The 15,242-nt window shown below is 67.6% G+C and carries 15 protein-coding genes; 11 read left to right on the forward strand and 4 right to left on the reverse strand.

The window, feature by feature from the left end; translation table 11 throughout:
* Nucleotides 1-41: 41 nt before the first annotated feature.
* From D3H34_RS00320 to D3H34_RS33820, 6 genes are all read left to right on the forward strand, one after another.
* Entirely contained in the window at nt 42-1,037 is a 996-nt protein-coding gene (locus D3H34_RS00320) for a Bug family tripartite tricarboxylate transporter substrate binding protein (protein ID WP_119551100.1), read from the forward strand.
* 61 nt (nt 1,038-1,098) lie between these two features.
* Nucleotides 1,099-2,319 (forward strand): helix-turn-helix domain-containing protein, encoded by a 1,221-nt coding sequence (locus D3H34_RS00325; protein ID WP_119551102.1) that lies wholly within the window; start codon nt 1,099-1,101, stop codon nt 2,317-2,319.
* A gap of 46 nt (nt 2,320-2,365) precedes the next feature.
* Nucleotides 2,366-3,055 (forward strand): Vgb family protein, encoded by a 690-nt coding sequence (locus D3H34_RS00330; RefSeq protein WP_119551907.1) that lies wholly within the window; start codon nt 2,366-2,368, stop codon nt 3,053-3,055.
* Between the two features lie 33 nt (nt 3,056-3,088).
* A complete protein-coding gene (locus tag D3H34_RS00335; protein WP_119551104.1) occupies nt 3,089-3,847 on the forward strand; it encodes a DUF899 domain-containing protein in 759 nt (252 codons plus the stop codon).
* 40 nt (nt 3,848-3,887) lie between these two features.
* Nucleotides 3,888-4,490, forward strand: a complete 603-nt coding sequence (locus D3H34_RS00340) for a hypothetical protein (RefSeq protein ID WP_286185290.1) — start codon at nt 3,888-3,890, stop codon at nt 4,488-4,490.
* 53 nt (nt 4,491-4,543) lie between these two features.
* On the forward strand, nt 4,544-4,801 hold the full coding sequence (locus tag D3H34_RS33820; protein WP_147400354.1) for a hypothetical protein: 258 nt from the start codon (nt 4,544-4,546) through the stop codon (nt 4,799-4,801).
* Here D3H34_RS33820 and D3H34_RS00345 read toward each other — a convergent pair.
* On the reverse strand, nt 4,798-5,526 hold the full coding sequence (locus D3H34_RS00345) for a TetR/AcrR family transcriptional regulator (protein ID WP_167481092.1): 729 nt from the start codon (nt 5,524-5,526) through the stop codon (nt 4,798-4,800). The two genes, D3H34_RS33820 and D3H34_RS00345, sit on opposite strands and share 4 nt — an antisense overlap.
* 180 nt (nt 5,527-5,706) lie before the next feature.
* Here D3H34_RS00345 and D3H34_RS00350 point away from each other — a divergent pair, with 180 nt between their 5' ends.
* From D3H34_RS00350 to D3H34_RS00360, 3 genes are read left to right on the forward strand one after another with little or no spacing between them, the layout of a single operon-like run.
* Nucleotides 5,707-8,082 carry an FAD-dependent monooxygenase gene (locus tag D3H34_RS00350; RefSeq protein WP_167481093.1) on the forward strand — a complete coding sequence of 792 codons (2,376 nt, stop codon included), beginning with the start codon at nt 5,707-5,709 and terminating at the stop codon, nt 8,080-8,082.
* A gap of 24 nt (nt 8,083-8,106) precedes the next feature.
* Nucleotides 8,107-9,057 (forward strand): fumarylacetoacetate hydrolase family protein, encoded by a 951-nt coding sequence (locus D3H34_RS00355; RefSeq protein ID WP_119551110.1) that lies wholly within the window; start codon nt 8,107-8,109, stop codon nt 9,055-9,057.
* Between the two features lie 59 nt (nt 9,058-9,116).
* The gene (locus tag D3H34_RS00360; protein WP_119551112.1) at nt 9,117-10,430 is read left to right on the forward strand and encodes an OmpP1/FadL family transporter; all 1,314 of its coding nucleotides are present in this window, start codon (nt 9,117-9,119) and stop codon (nt 10,428-10,430) included.
* Nucleotides 10,431-10,451: 21 nt separating this feature from the next.
* Here D3H34_RS00360 and D3H34_RS00365 read toward each other — a convergent pair whose 3' ends face one another.
* The 3 genes from D3H34_RS00365 to D3H34_RS00375 form a co-directional block, all read right to left on the reverse strand.
* Nucleotides 10,452-11,192: an AP2 domain-containing protein gene (locus tag D3H34_RS00365; RefSeq protein WP_286185293.1), complete on the reverse strand. Its 741-nt coding sequence runs from the start codon at nt 11,190-11,192 to the stop codon at nt 10,452-10,454.
* Nucleotides 11,193-11,242: 50 nt separating this feature from the next.
* Nucleotides 11,243-11,953: a Crp/Fnr family transcriptional regulator gene (locus D3H34_RS00370; RefSeq protein ID WP_119551909.1), complete on the reverse strand. Its 711-nt coding sequence runs from the start codon at nt 11,951-11,953 to the stop codon at nt 11,243-11,245.
* A gap of 157 nt (nt 11,954-12,110) precedes the next feature.
* Nucleotides 12,111-12,815 carry a hypothetical protein gene (locus tag D3H34_RS00375; protein WP_286185294.1) on the reverse strand — a complete coding sequence of 235 codons (705 nt, stop codon included), beginning with the start codon at nt 12,813-12,815 and terminating at the stop codon, nt 12,111-12,113.
* A gap of 331 nt (nt 12,816-13,146) precedes the next feature.
* Between D3H34_RS00375 and D3H34_RS00380 the strand changes: the two genes are divergently transcribed.
* Both D3H34_RS00380 and D3H34_RS00385 read left to right on the forward strand, forming a co-directional pair.
* Complete coding sequence (locus tag D3H34_RS00380; protein ID WP_119551114.1) at nt 13,147-14,169, forward strand: AraC family transcriptional regulator; 1,023 nt, start codon at nt 13,147-13,149, stop codon at nt 14,167-14,169.
* A gap of 205 nt (nt 14,170-14,374) precedes the next feature.
* The gene (locus tag D3H34_RS00385) at nt 14,375-15,238 is read left to right on the forward strand and encodes a winged helix-turn-helix transcriptional regulator (RefSeq protein WP_119551116.1); all 864 of its coding nucleotides are present in this window, start codon (nt 14,375-14,377) and stop codon (nt 15,236-15,238) included.
* The last annotated feature ends 4 nt before the right edge of the window (nt 15,239-15,242 follow it).

Consider the following 15,242-nt stretch of genomic DNA (forward strand, 5'->3'; position numbering starts at 1 on the left):
GCAGCGCTGTCACAACAACCACTGCCCAGGAGACATCGTTCATGCCCGTTTTTCATCGTCTTGCACGTCGCGGCTTCCTTTCGCTGGCTGCCGCCGTGCTTGCTTTCGCAGGAGGCCACGCCCAGGCGCAGGCACCAGCCTTCCCGTCCAAGCCGATCAAGTGGATCGTCGGCTACCCCGCCGGCGGCGGAAGCGACTTCCTGGCCCGCACCATCGGCGCCCAGATGTCGATCCAGGCCGGCCAGCCGGTCATCGTCGACAACCGGGCCGGCGCCGGCGCCATCATCGGCGCCGAGGTCACGGCCCGGTCCCCGGGCGACGGCTACACCGTCTTCACCGCCGACAACGGCGTGCTCGTGTACAACCCTGCGCTCTACAAGAAGCTGCCCTACGCCGTCGATCGCGACTTCGCGATGCTCGGCCTGATGGCGCGCACGCCGCTCGTGCTGGTGGCGGCACCCTCGACCAACATCAAGACGATCGGTGCCCTGATGGAGACGCTGAAGAGCAAGCCGGGCACCTTGTCGTACGCCTCGCCGGGCAACGGCAGCCCACACCACCTCGCGATGGAACTGTTCCTGAGCCGCAGTGGCCTGTCGACGATGCACGTGCCGTACCGCGGCGCCGCGCCCGCGCTGCAGGACGTGATGGGCGGACAGGTGCCGCTGATGGTCGTCGACACCTCGTCGGGGCTCAGCGCCATCCAGGCGGGGAAGGTCGTTCCGCTGATGGTGTTCAGCGCCAAGCGCCTGCCGATTCTTCCCGCCGTTCCCACGGTGGGCGAGCAAGGCTTCAAGGATTCGGAGGCCTACGCATGGCAAGGGCTGGTTGTGCCCGCGAACACGCCGCAGGCCATCCAGGACCGTCTTTCCAAGGAGATGCAGGCAGCGGTCGGCAACGAAGGCGTGCGCAAGAAGCTGCAGGAAGGCGGCTGGGAGCCGGTGCCGAGCGACAGCGCGCTGATGAAGACCTATGCCTTCGCGGAGACGAAGAAGTGGCACGCGTTGATCCGTGAACGCGGCATCTCGCTGGACTGAAGACGCCGCCTCGCGATGAGGCGAGCCGGGGCGCACCGGCGGTGTTGTAGCCTGTCGCCCCATGGATTCCCTCATCGCCGCTTCCGCGCGTGCGCTCGCTGCCGGCGACGCGCTGGGTGCCCTCAAGCGCGTGGCCTTGCGCGACGACCCGCCGGCCCTCGCGCTGCGCGGCATCGCCATGGCCCAGCTCGGAGAGCATCCGCGCGCACGCGAGCTGCTGCGGCGGGCCGCGAGCGGTTTCGGGGCGCACGAAGAAGCGGCGCGTGCGCGCTGCGTCGTCGCGGAGGCCGAGGTGGCGCTGGCGATGCGCGACCTGGGCGGTTCGCCGCGTGCGTTGATCGCGGCAGCCGCCACGCTCGAAGCACGCGCCGACCTGGCCAATGCACTGCAGGCGCGGCTCATCGCGGCGCGCCGGCTGTTGCTGATCGGCCGGCTCGACGAGGCTGCAGCCGCACTGTCGCTGCTCGATGGGCACAGCCTGCCGCCGTCGCTGGCGGCGGTGGCCGAGCTGGCGTCGGCGGAACTTGCGTTGCGTTCACTGCGCACCGGCACGGCGCGGGCGGCACTCGCTCGTGCGCATGAAGCGGCCGTGCGTGCGCGCGTGCCGGCATTGCTGGCCGAGGTGGCCGAGGCACGGGCCGCGCTGGAGCGTCCCGCTGCACGACGCATCGCCGCAGGCGGTGAGCAGGCCCTGCGCATGGACGAGGTCGAGGCGCTGCTCGCGTCCGATGCGCTGGTGGTCGATGCCTGCCGTCGCGGCATCGGAGGCGGTGACACCTGGCGCTCGCTTGCGCGGCGGCCCGTGCTGTTTTCGCTGGCGCGCGCGCTGGCTGCGGCATGGCCCGGCGATGTCGATCGCGACGCGCTGATTGCCGACGCGTTCCGCACGCGAGACCCCGACGAAACGCACCGTGCACGCCTGCGCGTCGAGATCGGCCGGCTGCGCGTGCTCGTCAAGCCGATGGCGCGCATCGAGGCCACGCCGCGGGGCTTCATCCTCACGCCGCTCGATGCGCGCCCGGTCGTGGTGCTGGCCCCGCCCATCGACGGCGACCAGGCTTCGCTGGTGGCGCTGCTGTCCGACGGCGCGGCCTGGTCGACCTCGGCGCTGGCGCTGGCCCTGGGCGCGAGCCAGCGCACCGTGCAACGCGCGCTGGCCGACCTCGAGGCCGAACAGCGCGTGCGGGCCATCGGGCAGGCGAGGGCGCGCCGCTGGCTGGCCCCGCCGCTGGCGGGATTCACGACGATCTTGTTACTCCCCGCTGCGCTGCCTATTGAATAGAGTCGGGCTCATGCGCTACCCCGAGGCGCACCTACAGGAGCCCATCATGAGCAGCAGTCAGAGCAGGAAGACAGGCAAGGACCGGTTCGAAGGCGCGGCGCAGGCCGCCGAGATCGTGCGCGAATACGGCCCGTTCGAAGGCGTGGAGCGCATCCACGGCGTGACGCACGACGGCCACCAGGTGTGGGCCGCCACTGGCGGGCAATTGCTCGCGTTCGATCCCGCAGACGGAAAACCCACGCGACGGATCGACGTGGCATGCGACGCCGGCACTGCCTTCGACGGCACCTGCTTCTATCAGATCGCAGAAGCGCGCATCGACAAGATCGACGCCGTCACCGGCAAGGTGCTGGCGTCGATTCCTGCGCCTGGCAATGGCTCCGATTCGGGCCTCACCTGGGCCGAAGGCAGCCTGTGGGTGGGCGAGTACCGCGACCGCAAGATCCACCAGATCGATCCGGCGACCGGCGCGATCCGGCGCACCATCGAGTCGAACCGCTTCGTCACCGGCGTGACCTGGGTCGACGGCGAACTCTGGCACGGCACCTGGGAAGGCGACCAGAGCGACATCCGACGCATCGACCCCGCGAGTGGCGACGTGATCGCCCGGCTGGAGATGCCCAGCGGCGTGGGCGTGAGCGGGCTGGAGTCCGATGGCGCGGGGCTTTTCTACGCCGGTGACGGGCGGGCGAGCAAGGTTCGCGCGGTGCGGCGCCCGAAGGCGGCCACGGCCTGAGACGGTGTGAACGAACCCCAAGGAGCACAGATCATGAACACCACCGTGAACCACCCCGTCGTGACCCCCGACCGCTGGATCGCCGCACGCCAGTCGCTGCTGGCACGCGAGAAGGAGCTGACCCGGCTGCGCGACCGCATCGCACAAGAGCGCCGCGCACTGCCGTGGACGCGACTTGAGAAGGCCTACATCTTCGACACGCCCGAGGGCCGCCGTCCACTCGCCGACCTGTTCGAGGGCCGCAGCCAACTGCTGGTGCAGCATTTCATGTTCGGACCCGACTGGGAGCAGGGCTGCCAGAGCTGTTCCTTCATGGCCGACCACTCCGACAGCATGCGCGTGCACCTGGCGCATCGTGACGTCACGCTGGTGGCCGTGTCGCGCGCGCCGCTCGCCCGCATCGAGGCCTTCCGCCGCCGCATGGGCTGGCAGTTTCCCTGGGTCTCGTCGCACGGCAACGACTTCAACCACGACTTCGGCGTGAGCTTCACGCCGGAGGAAATGGCCAGCGGCGCCGTCGCCTACAACTACGTGAAGCAGCCGTTCCCGAGCGAAGAAGCGCCCGGCGTCAGCGTGTTCTTCAAGGACGACGCCGGCGACGTGTTCCACACCTACTCGACCTACGGTCGCGGCGTGGAAGTGATGATGGGCACATACAACATGCTCGACCTCGTGCCCAAGGGCCGCGACGAACACAACCCGGACTACGCGATGGACTGGGTCCGTCACCACGACCGCTACGAGCCCGCGCCTGCCACTGCGGTGGGTGGTTGCTGCCACGCGCAGTCGTGACGACAAGGCGCACGGCCCAGCTCGTTGAACGGTCCGCATCATGGCAAGCCTCTGGCCCTGGCTGGTGGTGGCGGGGATGGGCGCCCTGCACGGCCTGAACCCTGCCACCGGCTGGATGTTCGCAGCCGCCTGGGGCCTGCGCTCGCACGATCGGGCCCAGGTGCTGCGGGCCTTGTGGCCGATCGCGGTGGGGCATGTTGGCTCGATCGCCCTCGTGATCGTCGCGGTGGCGTTCGGCCTCTCGATGGACCGCAGCCTGGTGCAGTGGCTGGCGGGTGGGTTGCTTGTCGTGGTGGTACTTGTTCACCTGTCAGGCCACTTGCCCGCGATGGCGCGTGCACCGGCTGGGCACGCCGGGCTGGCGCTGTGGTCCTTCATGATGTCCACCGCGCACGGCGCCGGCCTGATGCTGGTGCCGGCACTGATCCCGCTGTGCATGGGCGATGCATCGAAGGGGGCGATGGGCGACTCGCTGATGGTCGCCTTCGCAGCTGTCATGGTTCATGCCGTGGCGATGCTTGCAGCGACCGGCCTGATGGCTGTCGGCTTCGGTGCGGGCGTGGGCTGGTTGCGGCGTCTGACGTGGCTTCGAGGTCCGCTTGCCTTTGCAGCGGCGCGCAGATTTGTTGTGAAGACCAAGTGAGGTGAATCACAGTCAGGCGCGCGTTGGGTGCGCGGCTCGGCACGATGACCCGCATGGACACCGATGCCCCTGTGTACGCAACGACACGCCGACACCGCGATGCCGCGTCGGCCCCGGCCTTCGTCAATCCGTTCATTCGCTGCCGATGCGGATTGGCGAGCCTGGAGCGCATCCACCGGCGGTCGTGGATGAAGTTCCTGCCCGGCCTGCGCTTCTATCGCTGCAGCAGTTGCGGCAAGCCGCAGCTGGCGTCGAAGCGCGCGGTGCGCGAAGCAGTCATTGCGCGCAGGAGCCACCAGTACCAGCGTTAGCCGGTGGAGCTGGGGCTCCTCTTCTGCGGCTGTTGCACCAGCATCCCGTGCAGCAGCAGGTCGATGGTCTGCTCGGTGTGCCGCTCGGCCTGCTCGGCGGTCATCGGGTCGACGTTGTAGAGCCGCTTGATCAGGTGGATGGATGACTGCACCGAGGTCAGCAGGCTCGTCATCATGACGCTCGCATAGGCGCGCGGGTAAGGCTTGATCAATCCTTCCGCCTCGCATTCGGCGAGCAGTGCGTCGAGCAGTTCGTGGAACGGCCGCATGTAGTGCTCGATGATCCAGTCGAGCCGCGGGCCGGCCTGCGCCACCTCGCGCAGCACCAGCGAATGCGCTGCGGGGTGCAGCACGTTGATGATGGCGAACACCCGCAACGCGCTGCGCAACTTCGTGAGCGGGTCGGCGGTGTCCTCGTCGACCTGCATGGCATCGATGGAGGCCAGCGCCTCCGTGTACGTGCTCTCGACCACGGCGCGCCACAGCCCTTCCTTGCCGCCGAAGTGATAGTTGAGCAGCGGCTGCTTCACGTCCGCGCGTCGTGCGATGGCCAGCACCGAGGTGCCCTCGAAACCCTTTTCGGAGAACTCGACGATGGCCGCGTCCATCAGGCGCTGCCGCCCCGAGGTATCGGCGATCGGTTGCGAGACCGGCGCCTCGGTGGCGGAGAGGGTTGGCATGCGCTTTGGCGTGGTCTTGCCCGTGGGCGTCTTCGTGGATGGCATGCGCTGGCAGGTCGTGGCGGGTTGACGATGGCCGCATTGTCCAACAGTCGCACGCATCGAAGGATCTGCGGGTGCTTTTGACTTATATAGGTATAAATACTCGGATCGCATTGACTTATATTTGTATAAATTCTCATGCATGACAGCCGTTGGCGCTGTCTTTGTTCGAGAGAGTCACAGATGCACGAGTTGGATGTTCCCGTCTTGATCGTTGGCGCCGGGCCGGTCGGGCTCACGATGGCCGCCTTGCTGGCCGACCAGGGCATTGCGTCGCTGCTCATCGAGCAGCGCGACGGTCTGCACCAGGCGCCGCAGGCGCATGTCATCAGCGCAAGGACGCGTGAAATCCTGGCCAGCCTGGGCATTGCGGACGACGTGCTGGCGCGCGTGACCACGCCGCCGGCCGACGCGCGCTATGTGACGTGGCGGCGCAACCTTGCCGAGGAGGACATCGCGCGCATCGAGATCGGTGGCGAGGCGCGCTTCGTGCAGCTGGATGCGGTCAGCGCAAAGCGCAGCGCGAATGTGCCGCAGCACCATCTCGAACGCCTGTTGTTCGAGGCGCTGTCGGGGCGCACGCGTTGCGAGACGCGCTTCGGCCAGACCTGGCTGGACGCGGAAGAAGAAGGCGATGGCGCGGTCTCGCGTGTCGAGGACTCCGCCAGCGGCGAGGTCTACCGCGTGCGCAGCCAATGGCTCCTCGCGGCGGACGGTGCAAGCAGTTCCGTGCGGCGGGGGGCAGGCATCGCGATGGCCGGCGACACGAACTTGGCCCACATGATCACGATGAACTTCGAGGCCGACCTGCGTCCGCTGGTGAAGGACAGTCCGTCGATCCTGTTCTGGACCTTGTCCGCGAAGGCGCCGGGCACCTTCATCGTTCACGATGCCGCGCGCTACGCGGTGTTCATGACACCGTACTTCCCTCCGCACGAGCAACCGGGCGATTTTCCGGTCGCGCGTTGCGAGCGCATGCTGCGGGCGGCGCTGGGCAGCGCGGATGTGCCGTTTCGCATCAGCTCGCTGTCGCACTGGACGATGCAGGCCCACGTGGCCGACCGCTACCGGCAAGGGCGCACCCTGCTGGTCGGAGACGCGGCACACCGCTTTCCGCCCACGGGCGGGCTGGGGCTCAACACAGGCATTGCGGACGCGCACAACCTGGCATGGAAGCTGGCGCTGGTCATGCAGGGCCGCGCGGGCGAGGGCCTGATCGACACCTATGGCGCGGAGCGTCGCCCGGTCGCCCTGGCGAACTGCGAGGCCAGCGTGAAGAACTTTCACAAGATGCGCGAGGTCACCGCGGCCATGGGCATCGACGACCGCCGCTTGCCGATGCTGGGCCGCATCCGCTCGAGTGCGCTGGCTCGGGCGTTGCCGGACCACGTGCGCGCGGCGATCGGCGGGGTGTTCGTGGCGCCCGTCGAATGGCGAACGCGTCGCATCGCGAAGGCGGCGTCCACGCGCTGCGCGGCCATCCGGCAGCGGGTGCAACGCGCCGCCGAAGATCAGATGGCGCACTTCAGCACCGTGGGCCTCGACCTGGGCCACGCCTACCGGGGAGCGGCCGTGTGCGACGACGGCACGACCGCGCCCGTCGCGCCGGACCCCGTGCGGGAGGTATGCCAGTCCCTGACGCCCGGTGCCCGCTGGCCGCACTTTCACCTCGCGCCCGACACGGGTGTTGCGTACCGCACCAGCTCGCACGCGCTCCTGAGGCCGGGGCACTTTCTCCTGGCGGGCACGGGCCGTCATGGCGCGGTGTGCGAACCGCTGGCCGCGTCGCTGGGCACGGCCGTGGTGGGCGTCAACCTCGACCTGGCCGCCTCGCACAAGGCGCTGGCGCAAGTGGTCGCATGGAATGACGGCCATGCCGACGCCATGGTCCTGGTGCGGCCCGACGGCCATGTGGCCTGGCGCAGCACCGCAAAGGTGCCGGACCTGAACGAGGTCTCGGCCGTGCTGCGCGCCCTCCTGCAGGTCACCCCTTTTCAACCCACCCCTCGATCCCAAGGAAATGCAATGACGAACCCCATGGACATGTTCCCGCTCCCTTCGCCCGATCCGCAGGCCCGATCCCCGCGCAAGCTTGCGCACGTCGTGCTGGCGACACGGCAGTTCGAGGCGTCGATCCGTTGGTGGAGCGTGGTGCTCGGTGCGCGCACGATGTTCCGCAACGAGATGCTGTGCTTCCTGAGCTACGACGAAGAGCACCACCGCGTGGCACTGATCAATGCGCCCACGCACAGCCCCGGGAAAGCCGAAACCGCGGGGGTGGATCACGTCGCCTTCACCTACGGCACGCTCGACGACTTGCTGCACACCTACGCACGGCTCAAGAGCCACGGCATGCAGCCCGTATGGAGCATCAACCACGGGCCGACCACCTCGCTGTATTACCTCGATCCCGAAGGCGTGAAGGTCGAGCTGCAGGTCGACAACTTCGAGAGCGCCTCAGAGCTGGACGCCTGGTTTCGTGCCGGCGATTTCGCGACGAACCCCATCGGCGTGGAGTTCGACCCCGAGGAACTGCTCGCCTCGCATCGCGCGGGCTGAGTTGCAGGCCCGGAGAACCACACCATGCGCTTGTGCACTTTCTCGACCGATGCGTTCCCGCAGCATGTCGGCCTGGCCTTGCCTGGGCAGCGGTTGCTCGATGTGAGCGCCGCGTGGCCCGGCGACCCGCGCTTTGCCTCGCTGCTGGGCGTGATCCAGCACGAGGACGAAACGCTGCCGATGCTGCGGGGGCTGCTCGCTTCGGCGCAGACGCCGCCGGGTTGCCTGCATGACCTGAAGGACGTGCGGATCGGGCTGCCCTACCAACCGCCGCAGATCCGCTGCTTCAGCGTGTACGAGCAGCACCTGAAGAATGCCTTCCGGCAGGTTGCGGCCAACGTCGCACCGGTGGCGGGTGCAGCGGCGGGCGCGATGCAGATTCCCCCGGCCTTCTACGAGACACCCGTCTACTACAAGGGCGTGCGGCTCAACCTGTCCGGTCCTGGTGCGTCGGTACGGCGGCCCGAGCCGGGCACGAAGCTCGACTACGAGGCCGAGCTGGCGGTGGTGATCGGGCGCGGCGGCAAGAACATCGCCGCATCTGCGGCGATGGGCCATGTCTTCGGCTACGTCGTCTTCAACGATTTCTCGGAACGCGCACAGCTCATGAAGGAACTGCGCAGCGGCGTGGGCACCGGGCCCGCGAAGGGCAAGGACTTCGACGGCAGCAACAGCCTCGGGCCCTGGATCGTCACCGCCGACGAAATCCCCGATCCGCATGCGCTCGATGTGACGGTGCGGGTGAACGGGCAGGTGCGCGGGCAGGGCAGCACGTCGGGCATGACGCACCGCGTCGACCGCATCGTGAGTTTTGCCTCGCAGAACGAGACGCTGCATCCGGGCGAACTGCTGGCCACGGGCTGCGTGCCTGACTGCGCGGGCATCGAACAGTGGTGCTTCCTGGAAGATGGAGACCGCGTGGAGGTCGAGATCGCGGGGCTCGGGGTGCTGGAGAACACCGTCGTCGCGACCTGATCGCCTGCCTTCGACGGTCGCTTCCTTCATCCCCCAAAGAAAAAAAGACGGAGACAACGATGACAACGACATGGCGGACCTGGGTGTCCGCAGCTGCGCTGTGCCCGGCGCTGGCCACCGCCGACAACGGCTACTTCCAGATCGGCTACGGCGCCGAGGCGCGTGGTCTTGCCGGCGCGGCCGCCGCTTCGACCCGGGATGCTTTCGGCGGCGCGAGCAATCCAGCCACCACGGCCTGGGTCGGCGACCGGATGGAGGGCAACTTCATCGCGACCCGTGGCGATACGCGGATGGCGCGCGTGGCGAACATGCCGCCGCCGGCGACAGGCCTGCTCGATACGCGGACCGACAGCATCGGCCGCTGGGAGCCATTGGCCGAGTTGGCGCTCAGCCGCGTGATCGCGCCGGGGCTGTCGGCCAGCCTCGTCGCCTACAGCAACGGCGCCGGCACCTACTTTCCCGCCGGCAGCACGCCGTGCCCGTCGCCCAGCGGCGCGGTGCAGATGGCGAATGCCGCCTGCGGCACCGGGCGCAGCATCACGACGATCAAGCAACTGACGATGGCGCCCGGGGTGTCGAAGAAGCTGGGCGAGCGTGTGTCCATCGGCGCCTCGCTGCTGCTCACGGCGCAGCAGTTCAAGGCCGAAGGCGTGCAGCCGCTGGCGCCCCAGTCGGCGGCGCCGCATCACTTGAGCAACCAGGGCGTGGCGTCGTCGTTCGGCGTGGGTGTGCGCATCGGGGCCTACTGGCGCGCCTCCGACACGCTGAGCCTGGGTGCCGCGTGGTCGCCGCGCACGCGCATGGGCCGCATCAAGGCCTATGAAGGTTTGCTGGCAGACCACGGCCGGCTCGATGTGCCGATGAATCTGCTTGTCGGCCTGCAGTGGTCGCCGACCGAGGCGCTGTCTGTGCTGCTGGACTATCAGCGCATCGGCTATTCCGGCGTGTCCGCGCTGGGCAACCGGCTTTTCGACGGTTCGGTGCTGCGCGGCGCGGTCGGCGGCCCCGGCAATGGCTGGAAGGACATGAACGTCGTCAAGCTCGGTGTGCGCTACCAGGCGACGCCGGCGTTGCGCCTGTCCGCGGGCGTGTCGGCGAACACGGCCGCTTATGCGGATGCGGCCACGAGCGACAACCTCAATTCGCCTTCCACGTTCCGTCGGCACTTCACGCTGGGGCTGGGCTATGCGACGTCGGATCGCACCGAATGGTCGGTTTTCTATTCGCTGGCGCCAGCGCACCGGACGAGTGGGCCTTCGGCGCTTGCCGGCGCGGTGGGCGCACAGCTGAACGGTGTGTCGAACCCCTGGGGCAGGGAGAGCCTGGCCACGCGTCAGCAAAGCATCGGCGTGCAGTACGCGGTGCGGTTCTGACGGGGCGGCGCGGCCTTCGCGCTACTTCGAGGCGCCGTCGCCCGTCGTCTTCTCCTGCAGCTGCTGCTGGCGTTCGGCGATGGCCATGTCGCGCGCCACGTCGTAGCCCAGCGTGCGCACCGAGAAGGACCGGCTCACGCTGCCTTGGCCCGCCGTGTAGGTGATCGCCACCCAGTACCCGGGATGTCCCGCGCGCGGCGTCTTGAACTGCACGCCGCTGACGCCGCTCGTGTTGTTGCGCCGCACGATCTCCGACTTCGAACGTTTGGGCGGCAGCGCCGCTTCGTCGTCGGGCGACAGGCGCGTGCGGATGGCTTCCTCGGCGGGATGCAGCCGCGCGAGGCCGACCATGCGGGCGAGTTGCCGTTGCCGCTCGCCGATGGCCAGCGTTCGGGCCGCATGGCCCCAGTCGGCGAGGTCGAATTCGGTGCGCAAGGTTTCCTCGTTTCCGAGGTAGGTCTTGGCCAGCCAGGCCACGGGCTTGCCTTGTGCGGAGAGCCGGCTGGAGACGCCGGGTTCGCCCGTCCGGTTGTTGCTGCGCAGGGTCTGCGCGCGTTCCTTGCGCGTGACGGGCGGGTGCTCTTTCACGATGATGTCGCGCCAGGCCTGGGCTCGTCGCAGGGCCTGCCGGGGGCCGCCGTAGCTGGCGTAGCCGAAGAGGCATGCGTAGCGCACGCCGTTTCGCACGAGCGACACCTCGTAGCCCCAGGGGCGCGCGGAGATGCCGTACATGTCGGCGGGGTTCGGAATACCTTTGGGCATCGTGGGTGCTGCGCTTTTCTTCTAGGACGGGTGTGTGGGGCGCCGGCGCTTCATGGCATGTCGGGGTTTTCTCCATCCCAGCCGCAGAGCTCGTCGGACAGTTCGTGCGCCTGCGGCAGCAGGCTGCCGAAATCCGTCGAGGCGAAGGTCGGCGGCACGTGCACGCCCTGGTCGTCGCGGCGAACCAGGCCGCGGCTTTCCATGTCGCGCATGGTCTTGTTGACGACCTCGCGCGAGAGCCCCGAGTACGACGCGATCACGGCCTGGGTGATGCGCTTGTCGTAGCCGCCGGTGGCGGCCGGCGCCAGTTGCGTGAGTTCGTGCAGCACGCGGCTCACGAGGTTCTCGGACGACAGCGACGAAATGCGGCGCAGCTGCCCGCGCACCACGCCGACGCGCTTCATCGCGATCTCCAGCAGGCCCATGGTCACCTGCGGGTACAGCGCGCACAGCCGGCGAATCGCGGCCACCGGCAGGTGGTAGACCGAGGAGGGCAGTGCGGCCACCAGCGTCGAGGTGGCCCGGTAGCTGTTCTCGCCGAGCGAGGGGCCGAGGAAGAAATCGCCCCGGCGGATGAAGTCGGTCGTGACGTCCCGGTCGACCGCGCGCAACAGGCCCGTGGCCACGCAGTAGATGCGGTCGGTATGCGTCTCCGCCTGCAGCACGATCTCGTTGCGCCGGTACGAGTGAAGCGCGCTGTTGCGGATCAGGGCCGCACGTTCGGCGGGCGGTACGCTGGCGATCAGGGGATGGAGATACATGGCCAAGGGGATTGCGAGACCATCGGCGGTTCGTGTTCATGTGCGAACCCACGGTCGGCGGTCAGGAACAGGACGGTTCGGCGCCCCCGGGGCGGCTCGCCATCGGGTGCCCCTTCGCCGGACCGGGCTGCGACGGGCTGCAGGCGGCAAGGTCACCTCAGCCGGGCTGGAGCTGTGCGAACAGCGTGTCGATTCGGGCCCGTTCCTCGGCGCCTCGCAGACAGCGCTCGCGCAGCCACAGGGCATCTCCGCGGCGTGCGATGCCCAGGTCGTACACGTGCCCGATGTCGTCGACCACGACATGCGCCGCATGCGTTCCGTGCCGCGCAGGGGGCGAGGGCTGGGGATGCGGCTGCGCAGCCCACAGCGCCAGTTCGATCTCGGCCGGACTCATCGGGCCGCTGGCGCGCAGCGCGATCCAGTCGGCGTGCAACTGCGGCAGCGCCGCGATGCCCTTCACGAGGATCGGCTCGCGCCTGAGCGGCGCCAGCAGTTCGTCGAGTTGCGCGTCGCTCTGGGGCTGCGGCGCACCTGTGCGGACAGGGTGGCGGGTTCGAAGCAGGAAGCAGTCGTCGCGCAGGCAGGTCAGGTCGGTGTCGGTCGACGGCGATGGTGGAAAGGCCGCGAAGAGCCGGCGCCGGATTTCACGGCTCACGCCCGCCGCCATCTCCGGACCGTCGGTTTCGGCCAGTTGCGCGAGGTTGGCGATGAAGACCAGTGCGCACATCCGGCTGGTCGGCGGGACAGGGGAAGGCCGCACCTGCTCGGCGGTGTCGCGGCGCCGCGGCGGCAGGCATGACGCCAGCACCGCACGCCATCGCACACCGAAAGGTTCGAATTCCGTGAAAAACAGAGCAGCCATTTCATCCCCAGTAGAGAAAGTTCCGGTTGACGTTCGATTCGCAGGAATGCTACGAATCGCGCGCTTTCTTGGCATTCGCTTTCGCGGCGCGGATGTGGCGCGAGTCACATTCAGAGGCAGTTGCCCGCAGTGAGACCGGGCCGGGGAACGCATCGCTTCCCCTCGCTGCACGCACTGGTTCTCCCCCGAGCGCCGGCTCCGTAATCTCTGTTATGGTTTGTAAAAATTATCTGAGGTCCGGGCGGATCTGTCAGAGAGAAATCACAGGGAGTCCTCTTGGGTGACTTGCGGTTTGGCATGGCGCCGGCCGCATGGAGGAGGGGTGTGTCGCATGTCCGAGACCGACAGTCGCGTCCAGCGTTTTCACACCGGCATGGTGCCGCGCAAGGACGGGTTTGCCTTCTGGGCCGACGCGATCGGCCCTCATGTGGGGCGGCTGGACAGCACGGAGCGCACGGATTTCCACCAGGAACTCACGATCGTTGAGACGGGCGGGCTGGCCTTCATGCGGGCGCAGGGCACCGGTGCGAGCGTCGAGCGCGAGGGCCCGAGCCGGCTGATGGGGGCCGAGGTCTATCCCTTTCACCTGCTGCTCAAACTTGACGGCGGCTTCGCCATCAGCGACCAGCACCGGCGCGTCGAGCTCGGGTCCGGCGACATGGTGCTGCTCGACTCCTGGCAGCGGATGCGCCTGAGGTCGACGCAGGCCACCGACTCCTGGTCGCTCGGTTTGTCGGAGGAGGCGGTGAGCCGCTGGCTGCCGCATGCGGACCAGGCCATCGATCTGCGGCTGGCGGGCGGCAAGGGCTGGGCCGGCATGCTGTCGGGGTACCTGCGTGCGCTGGATGTTGCCCACCTGTGCAGTATCCGGAGCCCCGCCCAGCAGCAGCAGCTCGGCGAGCACCTGCTCTCGATGCTGTCGTTCACGCTGGAGCAGTGCGGGCTGACAGCGCGGCCGGGCGCGCTGGGCGAGCGCGTGTCGCCGCGCGACGGTGAACTGCACGCCCGCATGCGCCGCTGGATTCGCGACCACCATGCCGACGCGGAGGTGGATGCCCAGAAGCTGGCCGCCAGCTTCAACGTGTCGGTCCGATACGTCCACAAGGTGTTCGCCAACGCCGGCCGCGGCATGACCTTCCTGCAGACCCTGCAAGCCGACCGGCTGGACGCGGCAGCCCGGATGCTGCGCAGCCCGGAGGGCGCGCGCAAGTTCGTTGCCCAGATCGGCTACGACTGTGGCTTTGCCGACCCCGCCTATTTCGGTCTCGTCTTTCGCAAGAAATACGGCTGCACGCCGCGCGCCTTTGCCTTGCAACGGGGGCAGGTTGCAGGCGGCACGCTGCTCCTTGATTGACCGGCAGGTTGGCGATTCGCCGGCCTTGTCGGGCGCCGCCCTGCGGTTGTGCCCGATTCTCATATTTCTGTTCTTCTTATTTATATCTGTAAATTTTATTTGGGAATAAATTCGCCTCTCAGGAAATTGGTCTGAATGCGGATGTGTTTGTAACAAAATGCGTCTCGCTTCAACAATTCAAAGCAAATTATTGCGAGGAGATTGAATGATGCAAAGAATTTTTTGGACCATCGAGGCAAAAATAGAAGTTTGTAACGCCGCGATGTGCGAGGTAATTTCAATGCTTGAGCAAAACTCCCCGCACATTGCCGTGTTGGACGCTTCCCCCCGAACGAGATGGCACGCCAGCCGCGCCATCAAGATGCTGGGTTATACGCCTTTTGCATTCTCCACTATCGAGGAATTGACCGAGCAGGCCGAATTGGTCGGTAATTTCGAAGCATTGGTGCTGTCAATTCCAGCGGCACCTGAAGATGCGCAAAAGCGCATGGCCCGGATCCGCGAAACACTGGGCTACCGCACGCCATTGATCATGAGCGCGCGCAAACGCCAGATTCGCGGGTTGTCGCTGTTGCATGCGGGGGCCGACGACGCGGTGCTGTCGGAGCCCTCCACCTTCGAAGAGATGTACTGCATGCTCGAATTCTTCCTGCGCCAGCGCAACCGGCCTGTGGTGCCGCGCAGCCTGGAATGGCAGGAATTCACCCTGTTGTCGCCATTCGACATGGTGGACGTGGCAGGTACCGAAATCCGCCTGACGCCCATCGAATTCGACCTGGCCGTCGAGTTCTTCCGCCAGATGAACCGGCCCCTGGGTCGCCAGCACCTGGAAACGATCGGCTGGCAAAGCGGTGTCGCCGCCGGCTCCCGCACGCTCGATGCCAACGTGTCGAAGCTGCGCCGCAAGCTCGGGCTGTATGTCGATCAGCCGCACGGCCTGTCGCTGCACGCCATCTGGGGCATGGGCTATCAGCTCAGCCAGTTGGGCAAGCGCGAAGCGCCCAGCGCCTGGACGTTTCCGGCGGATTTCCGCATGGCGTCGGCGTCGCAGCCCCAGCTGTCGTCGTGAAGAT

The organism is Acidovorax cavernicola (assembly GCF_003581445.1).

What these genes read in the sequence shown, in the direction of transcription:
- D3H34_RS00340 (WP_286185290.1), top strand. Translation starts at nt 3,888, where the DNA reads ATGGCAAGCCTCTGGCCCTGGCTGGTGGTGGCGGGGATGGGCGCCCTG.
- D3H34_RS00385 (WP_119551116.1), top strand. Translation starts at nt 14,375, where the DNA reads ATGATGCAAAGAATTTTTTGGACCATCGAGGCAAAAATAGAAGTTTGT.
- D3H34_RS00370 (WP_119551909.1), bottom strand. Translation starts at nt 11,953, where the DNA reads ATGTATCTCCATCCCCTGATCGCCAGCGTACCGCCCGCCGAACGTGCG.
- D3H34_RS00380 (WP_119551114.1), top strand. Translation starts at nt 13,147, where the DNA reads ATGTCCGAGACCGACAGTCGCGTCCAGCGTTTTCACACCGGCATGGTG.
- D3H34_RS00345 (WP_167481092.1), bottom strand. Translation starts at nt 5,526, where the DNA reads ATGCCATCCACGAAGACGCCCACGGGCAAGACCACGCCAAAGCGCATG.
- D3H34_RS00325 (WP_119551102.1), top strand. Translation starts at nt 1,099, where the DNA reads ATGGATTCCCTCATCGCCGCTTCCGCGCGTGCGCTCGCTGCCGGCGAC.
- D3H34_RS00320 (WP_119551100.1), top strand. Translation starts at nt 42, where the DNA reads ATGCCCGTTTTTCATCGTCTTGCACGTCGCGGCTTCCTTTCGCTGGCT.
- D3H34_RS00350 (WP_167481093.1), top strand. Translation starts at nt 5,707, where the DNA reads ATGCACGAGTTGGATGTTCCCGTCTTGATCGTTGGCGCCGGGCCGGTC.
- D3H34_RS00330 (WP_119551907.1), top strand. Translation starts at nt 2,366, where the DNA reads ATGAGCAGCAGTCAGAGCAGGAAGACAGGCAAGGACCGGTTCGAAGGC.
- D3H34_RS00355 (WP_119551110.1), top strand. Translation starts at nt 8,107, where the DNA reads ATGCGCTTGTGCACTTTCTCGACCGATGCGTTCCCGCAGCATGTCGGC.
- D3H34_RS00335 (WP_119551104.1), top strand. Translation starts at nt 3,089, where the DNA reads ATGAACACCACCGTGAACCACCCCGTCGTGACCCCCGACCGCTGGATC.
- D3H34_RS00360 (WP_119551112.1), top strand. Translation starts at nt 9,117, where the DNA reads ATGACAACGACATGGCGGACCTGGGTGTCCGCAGCTGCGCTGTGCCCG.
- D3H34_RS33820 (WP_147400354.1), top strand. Translation starts at nt 4,544, where the DNA reads ATGGACACCGATGCCCCTGTGTACGCAACGACACGCCGACACCGCGAT.
- D3H34_RS00365 (WP_286185293.1), bottom strand. Translation starts at nt 11,192, where the DNA reads ATGCCCAAAGGTATTCCGAACCCCGCCGACATGTACGGCATCTCCGCG.
- D3H34_RS00375 (WP_286185294.1), bottom strand. Translation starts at nt 12,815, where the DNA reads ATGGCTGCTCTGTTTTTCACGGAATTCGAACCTTTCGGTGTGCGATGG.